The organism is Cellulosimicrobium sp. EB106-03-01-XG111, assembly GCF_058792115.1.
The window spans coordinates 94,909-106,372 of the sequence record NZ_JBYTEQ010000017.1 but is presented as its reverse complement, the minus strand read 5'-3'; the positions used below and the strand labels follow the sequence as shown (position 1 = coordinate 106,372).

10 protein-coding genes are annotated in these 11,464 nt (G+C 74.0%); 6 read left to right on the top strand and 4 right to left on the bottom strand.

Going from position 1 to position 11,464, the window contains the following annotated elements; all coding sequences use genetic code 11:
• Positions 1-15: 15 nt before the first annotated feature.
• On the bottom strand, positions 16-1,029 hold the full coding sequence (locus AC3WT4_RS14270) for a siderophore ABC transporter substrate-binding protein (protein WP_492315739.1): 1,014 nt from the start codon (positions 1,027-1,029) through the stop codon (positions 16-18).
• A gap of 255 nt (positions 1,030-1,284) precedes the next feature.
• The gene (locus tag AC3WT4_RS14265; protein ID WP_492315738.1) at positions 1,285-2,130 is read right to left on the bottom strand and encodes a hypothetical protein; all 846 of its coding nucleotides are present in this window, start codon (positions 2,128-2,130) and stop codon (positions 1,285-1,287) included.
• A gap of 143 nt (positions 2,131-2,273) precedes the next feature.
• Here AC3WT4_RS14265 and AC3WT4_RS14260 point away from each other — a divergent pair, with 143 nt between their 5' ends.
• A complete protein-coding gene (locus tag AC3WT4_RS14260) occupies positions 2,274-3,233 on the top strand; it encodes an HhH-GPD family protein (protein ID WP_108049119.1) in 960 nt (319 codons plus the stop codon).
• Positions 3,234-3,249: 16 nt separating this feature from the next.
• Here the strand turns inward: AC3WT4_RS14260 and AC3WT4_RS14255 are convergent, their stop codons facing one another.
• Together AC3WT4_RS14255 and AC3WT4_RS14250 are read right to left on the bottom strand one after the other, a co-directional pair.
• Positions 3,250-3,840, bottom strand: coding sequence for an amino-acid N-acetyltransferase (locus tag AC3WT4_RS14255; RefSeq protein ID WP_108049121.1), 591 nt, complete (start codon positions 3,838-3,840; stop codon positions 3,250-3,252).
• A 71-nt stretch (positions 3,841-3,911) separates the two neighbouring features.
• Positions 3,912-4,862: a sugar-binding transcriptional regulator gene (locus AC3WT4_RS14250; protein WP_074808708.1), complete on the bottom strand. Its 951-nt coding sequence runs from the start codon at positions 4,860-4,862 to the stop codon at positions 3,912-3,914.
• A gap of 230 nt (positions 4,863-5,092) precedes the next feature.
• On the opposite strand from AC3WT4_RS14250, the gene AC3WT4_RS14245 reads away from it, so the two are divergent.
• From AC3WT4_RS14245 to AC3WT4_RS14225, 5 genes are all read left to right on the top strand, one after another.
• Positions 5,093-6,841, top strand: coding sequence for a glycerol-3-phosphate dehydrogenase/oxidase (locus tag AC3WT4_RS14245; RefSeq protein ID WP_074808706.1), 1,749 nt, complete (start codon positions 5,093-5,095; stop codon positions 6,839-6,841).
• Between the two features lie 191 nt (positions 6,842-7,032).
• Positions 7,033-7,779, top strand: a complete 747-nt coding sequence (locus AC3WT4_RS14240; RefSeq protein WP_400110987.1) for an MIP/aquaporin family protein — start codon at positions 7,033-7,035, stop codon at positions 7,777-7,779.
• 135 nt (positions 7,780-7,914) lie between these two features.
• Positions 7,915-9,432, top strand: a complete 1,518-nt coding sequence (gene glpK / locus AC3WT4_RS14235; RefSeq protein WP_108049123.1) for a glycerol kinase GlpK — start codon at positions 7,915-7,917, stop codon at positions 9,430-9,432.
• Positions 9,433-9,586: 154 nt separating this feature from the next.
• Entirely contained in the window at positions 9,587-10,096 is a 510-nt protein-coding gene (locus AC3WT4_RS14230; RefSeq protein ID WP_074808698.1) for a pyridoxamine 5'-phosphate oxidase family protein, read from the top strand.
• Between the two features lie 53 nt (positions 10,097-10,149).
• Positions 10,150-11,457 (top strand): alpha/beta fold hydrolase, encoded by a 1,308-nt coding sequence (locus tag AC3WT4_RS14225; protein WP_492315737.1) that lies wholly within the window; start codon positions 10,150-10,152, stop codon positions 11,455-11,457.
• Positions 11,458-11,464: the final 7 nt, after the last annotated feature.

Here is an 11,464-nt window from a genome sequence, read left to right as displayed (position 1 = left end):
AGACGGCCGGGCCGGTCACGCGGCGCCGGAGAACGCCTGGGCGATCTGCTCGTACAGCGCGGTGTACGCCTGGATGTCCTCGGTGAGGTAGAAGTCCGGGTCGAGGTAGACCACCTGGTCCTTCGCGACCGCCGTCACCCCCGCGAGGGCCTCCGAGCCTCCGACGAGCTCGGCAGCCGGGCGGTACTCCCCCTCGCCGACGCCCGCGCCGTCGCGGTCCAGCACGACGATCCAGTCCGGGTTCGCGGCAGCGATCGCCTCGACGCTGATGTCGTCACCGTGCGAGGTGTCCTCGGCGGCCTGCTCGATCGCCGGCTCGAGCCCGAGGGTCGGGAAGAGGGTGCCGATGCTGCGGCCGGTCACCGGCGCGCTGTAGGAGATCTCGCCGCCCGACGTGATGAGGCCGACGACCGTGCTCTCGCCGTCGTAGGCCTCCTTCGCGTCGGCCACGGCTGCCTCGTAGTCGGCGACGATCGCGTCGGCCTCGTCCTCGCGGTCGAAGATCTGGCCGAGGATCTCGATCTGCCGGACCAGCTCCGACGACTGGTCCTCGCCGTCGCGCGGGGCGAGCTCGACGACCACCGCGTCGGGGTTCTGGGCCTTGATGTCGTCGTAGCTGTCCGAGAACCGGTACCCGCCGATGATCAGGTCGGGCTCGGCCGCGACGATGGACTCGAGGTTCGGCTCGCGGTGCATCCCCACGTCGAGCACGGCGTCGTCCTCGGTGTACTCGGGCCACAGCCCGTCGCCCATGATGCCCTTGGGCGCGGCGACGAGCGGGACCTCCCACGCGGAGAGCGTCTCGAAGACGTGGTTGTCGAGCGCGACGACCCGCTCCGGGTTCACCGGCACCTCGACGGTCCCGTGGTTGTCCTCGATCGTGACGGTCGACGGAGCCGCGGACGTGGCGGTCTCCCCGGCACCTCCCGCACCGCTCTCGTCGCCGGAGCCGCACGCAGCCAGGGCGAGAGCGAGCGGGCCGGCCGCGAGGACGGCGACGAGGCGTCGGGTCGTGGGGCGCGAGGGCATGACGAGGTCTCCCGGAAGGTCGAAGGATGCGGTCGACGTGACCGTTAGGAGAGCCTAACCTTATTTATCTGACAGGGTGCTGTGCCCTGCGCCACACGGCACGTCGCGGTCGTCGCCGAGCCGACACGACGGCGGCGGGTCTCCCCGCGTCCCCGGGCACGGCCGGCCCGGCGAGGCGCGGCAGCGGAAGCGGAAACCGACGGCAGGCCGGGGCGCTCGGGCCGGGTGGACGGCCGTCGAGCCCGGGCTCCGCCGCTACGCGCCGTCGGTCGTCGGCGCTGCCGGGGCCTGCGGCTCGGCGCCCTCCGCGGGCGCGGTCCCCTCGGCAGGAGCCGTCCCCTCCGGCGGCGGTGTCCCGTCCGCGGGGGCCGTCCCCTCGGCAGGAGCCGTCCCCTCCGGCGGGGTGGTCCCGTCGGCGGGGGCGGTGGGCTCGGCCGGGTCCGGCGTCGGCTCGGGCGGCGCGAGCAGCGTGAAGGTCACGGGCTCGCTCGTCGCGCCCTCGACGCCCGCGATGCTCAGCACCGCCGTGTAGGTCCCGGGGCCCACCTCCGGCTGGTCGGGCGCGCAGCCCTCGACCGAGCGGCGGCGGTCCCACCGCACGAGCCGCGACGGGTCCTCGTCTCCCGTGCTCATGAGGAGCAGGCGCTCGGTGGACCCGCAGTGGGCCGACGACCACACGAGCTCGTCGCCCGAGTAGACGAGCACCTGACGTCCCGCGTCGGAGCCGTCCACGAGGCACGGCCGCCCGCCGGACTGCCGGACGGTCACGTCGAGCTGCACGGCGCGCCCGGGCTCGTACTCGGCGGCGTTCGTCGTCACGGCGAGCTCGAGCGAGGTCGCCGTGCAGTCCCGGGGCGGCCCGGCGGCCTCGGGCGTGGGCGGCGGGGACTTGCCCTCCTGGGCGCTCGCGTCCCCGCTCAGCAGCGGCCCGACGGCGCGGACGGCCACCTGGCCGAGCAGCACCAGACCGACGACGAGCGCCACGAGCAGGAGGAGCGCGAGGAGCCGACGGCGCAGCAGGGCGGCGCGCGTGGGCGCGCCCCGCCCGGCGCTCGGGCGGGTGCTCGGCTTCGGGGTGCGGTCGGTCCGCGGCGTGCTCACGGGGTCCTCCGTCGTGCTCGTGCTGGTCGGGCCCACGCTAGCCGCGGGGCCGCCCCGCGGGGCCGGTGCCGCGCCGACGACGGTCGAGGTCGGGGCACAATGTGTCCCGACCCGACGGCCCCGACCCTCGCGAGGACCCACCCATGACCGGCCCTGCCCCGCGCCCGGCGCGCACCGGCGGCCCCGCCCGCCCGCTGCCGCGGACGGCCCCCGGGGACCCGCACGCGGGGCTGCGCGACGCCGTCGGGCGCTGGTTCGGCGCGACCGCCCGCGACCTGCCGTGGCGGGCCGCGGACCGCACCGCGTGGGGCGTGCTGGTGAGCGAGGTCATGCTGCAGCAGACGCCGGTCGTGCGCGTCGAGCCGGCCTGGCGGGCGTGGATGGAGCGCTGGCCCGAGCCGGCCGACCTCGCCGCCGCACCGACGGCGGACGTGCTGCGCGCGTGGGGCCGGCTGGGCTACCCGCGGCGCGCCCTGCGCCTGCAGGAGTGCGCGCGCGCGATCGTCGAGCGGCACGACGGCGAGGTGCCCCGCGGCGAGGAGGCGCTGCGCGCCCTGCCGGGGGTCGGCGAGTACACCGCCGCGGCGGTCACCGCGTTCGCGCACGGGCGCCGCGCGGTCGTCGTCGACACGAACGTGCGCCGCGTCCTGGCCCGGGCGGTCGGGGGTGTCGCGCTGCCCGCGCCGTCGTACACGGCCGGGGAGCGCGCGACCGCCGCCGCGGTCGCCCCGCCCGACGACGACGACGCGGTGCTGTGGGCGGCCGCGTCGATGGAGCTCGGCGCGCTCGTCTGCACGGCGCGCGCGCCCCGGTGCGGCGTCTGCCCCGTCCGCGACGTGTGCGCGTGGCGCCTGGCCGGGCACCCCGACGACGAGCACGCGGCCCGACGCCGCACGCAGGCCTGGGCCGGTACCGACCGGCAGGCGCGGGGCCGGGTCATGGCGGCGCTGCGCGACGCACCGGGCCCGGTGCCGCGCGGCGTCGTGGCCGAGGTGTGGCACGACGCCGCGCAGCTCGACCGGTGCGTCGCGAGCCTCGTCGAGGACGGTCTCGTCGAGCAGGAGGACGGGCCGGGCGGGGTGCTCTACCGGCTCCCCGCCTGACGCGGCCTGCGGATCGTCAGGCGCGCGCAGCGTCCGCGGCGCGGTCGCCGTCGGGGCCCGCGGGGCCGTCGAGGTCGAGCAGCATGCGCGTGTTGCCGAGCGTGTTGGGCTTCACGCGCGCGAGGTCGAGGAACTCGGCGACGCCGTCGTCGTGCGAGCGCAGGAGCTCGGCGTACACCTCGGGGGACACGGGCGTCCCCTCGATGGTGCGGAAGCCGTGGGCGCGGAAGAAGTCGACCTCGAACGTCAGGCAGAACACGCGCCGCAGGCCGAGCGCGCGGGCGCGCTCGACGAGCTCGACCACGAGCGCGTGCCCGACGCGGTGCCCGCGCCAGGCCGGGTCCACCGCGAGCGTGCGGATCTCCGCGAGGTCGTCCCACATGACGTGCAGCGCCCCGCACCCGACGACGCGCCGCGCGTCCTCGCCGTCCGCCGCGTCGGGGTCCGGCACCTCGGCGACGACGAACTCCTGGACCGCCTCGTAGTAGCCGACCATCTCCTTGGCGAGGAGGATGCGGGCCTCGGCGTAGGGCTCGACGAGCGCGCGCACCGCCCGGACGTCCGCGGGCAGGGCGGGACGGACACGGACGGCGGAGGTCGTGGGCACCGCGACACTGTACGCGCGGGAGCCACTCGGTGCATAGTCATGCACCGGGCCGCATACCTGCGCTCTGGTCCTCAGGAGCCCCCGACGAGGTGGGCCGCGGTGATCTCGTCGACGACGAGGTCGGTCACCACCCCCGCGCGCAGCGCCGCGCGCAGCGGTGCCACCTTGTTGTCCCCCGCGACGGCGCACACCCGCCGCGGCACGCGCCGCAGCTCCTCGGGCGCCGGCCCCGTCGCGCGCTCGTTGAGCGCGATGTCGCGGTAGGTCCCGTCCCCCCGGAGGAACACGGTGCAGACGTCGCCGACGACGCCCTCGGCGTCGAGGACGGCGACGTCGTCGGGGTCGAGGTACCCCGCGGAGTAGACGTGCGACGGCACGCCGCCCGCGACGGCGCCCACGGAGAACAGCGCGATGTCCGCACGGTGCTGCACGTCGAGCACGCGGCGCACGGACCGCTCGCGCCACATCGCGCGCTTCGTCTCCGCGTAGTCGAAGAACGCGGGCACTGGGAAATGGTGCACGTGGGCGTCGAACGCGCTGCCGAAGCCCGCGATGAGGTCGCCCGCGTAGTGCACCCCCGAGGTGCGCGTGTTCGCCGCCCCGTTGAGCTGCACGACGGCGCTCCCCCGGGTCGGCTTGCGGGGCAGGTGCCGGGAGACGGCGGAGAGGGTCGTGCCCCATGCGATCCCGAGGATCATGTCGGAGTCGAACCACGTCGACAGCAGGCGCGCGGTCGTCAGCGCGACCTGCTCGAGCCGCTCGACCTGCGGCGCCTGGTCCGGCACGGGGACCACGTAGGCGTCGATCCCCCACGTGCTCGCGAGGTGCTGCCCGAGCCCCGGCCCGCGGCTGCGCGCGGGGCGCAGCGAGATCTCCACCAGACCCGTGTCGCGCGCCCGCTTCACCAGCCGCGACACGGTGGACCGCGACGTGTGCAGGTGCTTGGCGATCGCCTCCATCTTCATGTCCTGGAGGTAGTACATCGACGCCGCGCGCAGGACGTCCTGCTCCCGATCGACCATCGCGGTCTCCTTCCCGTCACCCCCATTCTGCACGTTCGTGCACGACGGTTGCGCGGGCGTTCGGGGCGTGGTGGTCTGGAGCGTGTGCCTCCGCACCGGAGACCCCGGTGCACGCACGGCGGTTCCCGCTCGCGCACCCTGGTCGGGCGTGGGACCGTCGCTGTGAGCGCACCGTGGGCGCGATCGTCCCGCGGCGTGCCGCAGCACCGAGGGACGAGAGAGGAAGACGGATGGCATCCACGAGACTCACCGCGGACTCCCGGCGGCAGGCGCTCGCCGCGCTCGAGGCCAGCACCAGCGCGGACGCCGAGCTCGACGTCCTCGTGATCGGCGGCGGCGTCACCGGCGCCGGGATCGCGCTCGACGCGGTCACGCGCGGGCTCTCCACCGCGATCGTCGAGGCGCAGGACTGGTCGGCAGGGACGTCGAGCCGGTCGAGCAAGCTCGTGCACGGCGGCCTGCGCTACCTGCAGATGCTCGACTTCCACCTGGTCAAGGAGGCGCTCACCGAGCGCGACCTGCTGCTCAAGGAGATCGCGCCGCACCTCGTGCGCCCCGTCCCGTTCCTGTACCCCCTCGAGCACCGCGTGTGGGAGCGTGCCTACGTCGGTGCGGGCATCGCGCTCTACGACACGCTCGCGAGCGTCGCTCCCGGACGCCGCGCGATGCCGCTGCACCGGCACCTGTCGCGCAGCCGCATGGAGAAGAAGTTCCCCGACCTCGCGCACGACGCGGCCGTCGGCGCCGTCCAGTACTGGGACGCGTCCGTCGACGACGCCCGCCTCGTCTCGACGCTCGTCCGCACGGCCGCGTCGTACGGTGCGCACGCGGCCTCCCGCACGCAGGTCGTCTCGCTGACCAAGGGCCCGACCGGGGCCGTGAACGGCGCCGTGCTCATGGACCTCGAGACGGGCCGCGAGCTCACCGTCCGGGCGCGCGCCGTCATCAACGCGACCGGTGTCTGGACGGAGGACACCGAGGCGCTCGCCGGCACCGACGGCGGGCTGCGGGTCCTCGCGTCCAAGGGCATCCACATCGTCGTGCCGCGCGAGCGCATCAAGGGCCAGGTCGGCCTGATCCTGCAGACCGAGAAGTCGGTCCTGTTCGTCATCCCGTGGTCCCGCTACTGGGTGATCGGCACGACCGACACCCCGTGGGAGCAGGAGCTCCAGCACCCCGTCGCGACGGCGGCCGACATCGACTACGTGCTCGAGCACGCGAACGCCGTGCTCGCCCACCCCCTGACGCGCGACGACATCATCGGCACGTGGGCGGGCCTGCGACCGCTGCTCCAGCCGGGCACCAAGGAGGGCACCAGCTCCGCGAAGGTCTCGCGCGAGCACACGGTGGCCTCCCCGACCCCGGGCCTCACCGTGATCGCCGGCGGCAAGCTCACCACCTACCGCGTCATGGCGAAGGACGCGGTGGACTTCGCGATCGGCCAGCGCGCGAGCGCCCTGCCGTCGATCACCCACAAGATCCCGCTGCTCGGCGCCGTCGGCCTCGACGCCGTGCGCCGCCAGGCGCGGCCCTGGGCGTCCCGGTACGGCTGGACCCCCGCCATGGTGGACCACCTCCTGCACCGGTACGGGTCGAACCTGCGCGAGCTCGTCGAGCTGTGCGAGGCGCAGCCGGACCTCGCCCGCCCGCTGGAGCACGCGCCGGCCTACCTGCGCGCGGAGATCGCGTACGGCGTCTCGCACGAGGGTGCGCTGCACCTCGAGGACCTGCTGCTGCACCGGACCCGCCTCAACTACGAGGTGCCCGACCGCGGCCTCGCCGCGCTGCCCGAGATCGCCGCCGTCGCCGGCGAGATCCTCGGGTGGGACGACGCGACGCGCGACGCCGAGATCGCGAGCTACACCGCGCGCGCGGAGGCCGAGGCCGCCGCCGAGCAGGAGCCCGACGACGCGTCCGCCGAGCGCACCCGGCTGGAGGCACCCGACGTGTCCCCGCTCCAGCCGCTCCGCACGACCTGACAGCTGCACATCGCCGCGAGCGAGCCCCGGGGCTGCCGACCGTCGGGTCGGCCCCCGGGGCCCCGCACACCGACCCCACGGGGCGCCACGCCGACGGCGGACCGACCCGAGGACCCGGCGCTCAGGTGCGCCGGGACGGTTGAGACAGAGAAGTCCACCACGAAAGAGAGAGCACGATGGATCAACTCCTCATGAACGCCTTCTGGTCCGAGATACTCGGCACGGCGACACTGATCCTCCTCGGCGCGGGCGTCGTCGCGAACGTCGTCCTCCCGAGGACCAAGGGCTTCAACGGCGGCTGGCTCCTCATCAACTTCGGATGGGGCCTCGCGGTCTTCGCCGGCGTGTACGTGGCCTACAAGTCGGGTGCGCACCTCAACCCGGCCGTGACCATCGGCCTCTTCACCGCCCAGGAGCCGTTCTTCTCCGTGACCGGCCCCGAGGGGCTCGTGACGGCGACCATCGAGCCGACGGTCGGCAACATGTTCGTGTACTTCGGGGCCCAGATGATCGGTGCCTTCATCGGTGCCGTGCTGGCGTTCCTGGCGTACAAGAAGCACTTCGACGAGGACGCGCCCGGCGCGACCAAGCTCGCGGTGTTCTCCACCGGCCCCGAGATCCGCTCCTACGCGTGGAACTTCGTCACGGAGGTCATCGCGACGTTCGTGCTCGTGTTCTTCGTCGTGGCGTCCGGCAAGACCCCGTCCGGCCTGGGGCCGCTCGCGGTCGCGCTCATCGTGGTCGGTATCGGCGCGAGCCTCGGTGGTCCCACCGGCTACGCCATCAACCCTGCCCGTGACCTCGGTCCCCGCATCGCGCACGCGGTGCTGCCGATCCGGGGCAAGGGCTCGAGCGACTGGGCCTACGCCTGGGTCCCGGTCGCCGGTCCGCTGGTCGGCGGCGTCCTCGCCGGCCTGCTCGGGGCCGCCTGGGTCTGACCGACCCGGACGACCGGACCTCTCCCCCGCGTGACCGGGGAGCCGGGGGCCTCCCCGGTCACGCGACCCGCGCCGTCGGGCGCCGGGCACTACGCCGCAACCACACCCACACCGACGTGAAGGACTGAACGCACCATGGCCGACTACGTTCTCGCCATCGACCAGGGGACCACGAGCTCCCGGGCCATCGTCTTCAACCACTCCGGGGAGATCTACTCCACCGGGCAGCTCGAGCACGACCAGATCTTCCCGCGCGCGGGCTGGGTCGAGCACAACCCCGAGCAGATCTGGAACAACGTGCGCGAGGTCGTCGGTCTCGCCCTCACCCGAGGCAACCTCACGCACGAGGACATCGCGGCCGTCGGCATCACGAACCAGCGCGAGACGGCCGTCGTCTGGGACAAGACCACGGGCAAGCCCGTCTACAACGCCATCGTCTGGCAGGACACGCGCACCCAGAAGATCGTCGACGAGCTCGGCGGCGACGAGGGCGCCGAGAAGTACAAGTCGATCGTCGGCCTGCCGCTCGCCACCTACTTCTCCGGCCCGAAGATCAAGTGGATCCTCGACAACGTCGAGGGTGCGCGCGAGAAGGCCGAGAAGGGCGACCTGCTGTTCGGCAACACCGACACGTGGGTGCTGTGGAACATGACGGGCGGCACCGAGGGCGGCGTGCACGTCACCGACGTGACCAACGCGTCGCGCACGATGCTCATGGACCTCGACACGCTCTCCTGGCGCGAGGACATCGCCGCCGACATGGGCATCCCGCTGTCGATGCTCCCCGAGATCCGGTCGTCGTCCGAGGTCTACGGCCACGGGCGCCCGCGCGGCCTCGTCCCCGGCGTCCCGATCGCCGGCATCCTCGGCGACCAGCAGGCAGCCACGTTCGGCCAGGCGTGCTTCGAGGTCGGCCAGGCCAAGAACACCTACGGCACCGGCAACTTCCTGCTGCTCAACACGGGCACGGAGAAGGTCATGAGCAAGAACGGCCTGCTCACGACGGTCTGCTACAAGATCGGCGACGCGCCCGCGGTGTACGCGCTCGAGGGCTCGATCGCCGTGACCGGCTCGCTCGTGCAGTGGCTGCGCGACAACCTGGGCATGTTCGAGGACGCGCCCGACGTCGAGTGGCTCGCGGGCAAGGTCCAGGACAACGGCGGCGCCTACTTCGTGCCGGCGTTCTCCGGCCTGTTCGCGCCCTACTGGCGGCCCGACGCGCGCGGCGCGCTCGTCGGCCTCACGCGGTACGTCAACCGCAACCACATCGCGCGCGCCGCGCTCGAGGCGACGGCGTTCCAGAGCCGCGAGGTCGTCGACGCGATGAACGCCGACTCGGGCGTCGACCTCACCGAGCTGCGCGTCGACGGCGGCATGGTCGCCAACGAGCTCCTCATGCAGTTCCAGGCCGACCAGCTCGGCGTCGACGTCGTGCGGCCCAAGGTCGCCGAGACGACGGCGCTCGGTGCCGCGTACGCCGCGGGCATCGCCGTCGGCTTCTGGAAGGGCGAGCAGGACGTCATCGACAACTGGGCCGAGGACAAGCGCTGGAGCCCGTCGATGGAGTCCGGCGAGCGCGAGCGGCTGTACCGCAACTGGAAGAAGGCCGTGACGAAGACGATGGAGTGGGTCGACGAGGACGTGGAGCAGTAGCCCGTCCCGGGACCACCCGTCGAGGGGGTGGGGTGTGCGACGTCGCGGCGTCGGGCACCCCACCCCCTCGTCGTGCTCCCACGGGGCGAGTCGCGCGCGTCGTGCCTAGCGTCGGGAGGGTGCCGCGACCCGCGGCCCGACGACGGGAGACGACATGACCGACACGCACCACGAGCAGCCCCACGCGAGCTCCGACGAGGTCGCGAAGGTCCGTGAGCTGGTCAAGGACGAGAAGATCGCCATGCTGACCACCGTCGCGACCGACGGGAGCCTCGTCAGCCGGCCGATGGGCGTCCAGGCCGTCGACTTCGACGGCGACCTGTGGTTCTTCGCCGCCGCCGACTCGCACAAGGTGGCCGAGATCGCACGCGACTCGGCGGCGAACGCGGCCTTCTCGGGCTCGACGTCGTGGGTGTCCGTGTCCGGGCGCGCCTCGCTCGTCCGCGACCGCGACACGATCCGCGAGCTGTGGAACACGGTCGCCGACGCCTGGTTCCCCGACGGCCCGGACACGCCCGGGGTGGTCCTCATCCGGCTGCACGCCGACTCCGCGGAGTACTGGGACTCCCCCGGCGGCCGCGTCGCGACGCTCTTCAGCCTGGTCAAGGCGAAGGTCACCGGGTCGCGCTACGACGGCGGGGAGAACGAGACCGTCGAGCTGTGACGCGTGCCGTCGGACGCCGCGGGGCCCGCGGGCCCCGCGGCTAGGGTGGCCGGGTGAGCGTCACCCGCGAGACCACGTACACCCTGCCCGGCATCCACGTCACCGACCGCGAGCTCGAGGTGCCGCTCGTCTGGGACGACGACGCGGACCCGCGCCGCCTCACGCTGTTCGTGCGCGAGCTCGTCGACCCGGTGCGGCGCCACGACGACCTCCCGCTGCTCGTGTTCCTCCAGGGCGGCCCGGGCGGCAAGGGGCCCCGGCCGACCGGGCCGGACGGCTGGGTCGGCACCGCGCTCGCGACGCACCGGGTGGTGCTGCTCGACCAGCGCGGCACGGGCCGGTCCTCGGCGGTGCGGGGGGCGGCGCTCGCCGCGCGCGGCCCGGGCGCCGTCCAGGCCGAGTACCTCTCCCGCTTCCGGGCGGACGCGATCGTCGCCGACGCCGAGCACGTGCGGCGGACGGTGTACGGCGGCCGGAGGTGGACGTCGCTCGGCCAGTCCTACGGCGGCTTCCTCACGATGACCTACCTGTCGCGGGCGCCCGACGCGCTCGCGGCCTGCTACGTGACGGGTGGCCTGCCCGGCCTGACGGCCGACGCGCGCGAGGTCTACCGCCGCACGCAGCCGCGCGTCGTCGCGAAGAACGCCGCCTACCGCGAGCGCTACCCGGACGACGCGGCCCGCCTCGCGCGCGTCGCGGACCTCCTCGAGGCCGACGACGTGCGCCTGCCCGACGGCGACCGGCTCACCGTGCGCCGGCTCCAGTCGCTCGGCACGGACCTCGGCATGAAGCCCGGCCCGGAGCGCATCCACTGGCTCGTGGACGAGGCGTTCGACCCCGACGCGCCGGACACCCTGACGGACACGTTCCTCGCGGACGTCGCGGCCGCGACGTCGTTCCGCACCAACCCCCTGTACGCCGTGCTCCACGAGTCGATCTACGCGCAGTCGGGCGACGGCCCGACGGCCTGGGCCGCCGAGTCCGTCCGGGCGCAGGACCCGGCCTTCGACCCGTCGGCCCGGCCGCTGCTCCTCACGGGCGAGATGATCTATCCCTGGATGTTCGAGGAGGTCGCCGCGCTCCGGCCGTTCCGCGCGGCGGCGGAGGCGCTCGCCGCGCGGGAGGACTGGCCCGACCTGTACGACCTCGACGTCCTCGCGCGCAACGAGGTGCCGGTCGAGGCGGCGGTGTACTTCGACGACATGTTCGTGGACGCCGGGCTCTCGCTCGAGACGGCCGAGCGCGTGGGGAACGTCCGCACGTGGGTGACGAACGAGCTCGAGCACGACGGCCTGCGCACGGGCGACGTGCTCGCGCGCCTCGTCGAGCGGCTCGCCGCCCGCGGCGGCCCGCGCGCCTGACGGGGTG

Excerpts from the sequence above, each read along its gene's own strand:
- AC3WT4_RS14270 (WP_492315739.1), bottom strand. The coding sequence starts at position 1,029 with ATGCCCTCGCGCCCCACGACCCGACGCCTCGTCGCCGTCCTCGCGGCC.
- AC3WT4_RS14240 (WP_400110987.1), top strand. The coding sequence starts at position 7,033 with ATGAACGCCTTCTGGTCCGAGATACTCGGCACGGCGACACTGATCCTC.
- glpK (WP_108049123.1), top strand. The coding sequence starts at position 7,915 with ATGGCCGACTACGTTCTCGCCATCGACCAGGGGACCACGAGCTCCCGG.
- AC3WT4_RS14245 (WP_074808706.1), top strand. The coding sequence starts at position 5,093 with ATGGCATCCACGAGACTCACCGCGGACTCCCGGCGGCAGGCGCTCGCC.
- AC3WT4_RS14260 (WP_108049119.1), top strand. The coding sequence starts at position 2,274 with ATGACCGGCCCTGCCCCGCGCCCGGCGCGCACCGGCGGCCCCGCCCGC.
- AC3WT4_RS14250 (WP_074808708.1), bottom strand. The coding sequence starts at position 4,862 with ATGGTCGATCGGGAGCAGGACGTCCTGCGCGCGGCGTCGATGTACTAC.
- AC3WT4_RS14230 (WP_074808698.1), top strand. The coding sequence starts at position 9,587 with ATGACCGACACGCACCACGAGCAGCCCCACGCGAGCTCCGACGAGGTC.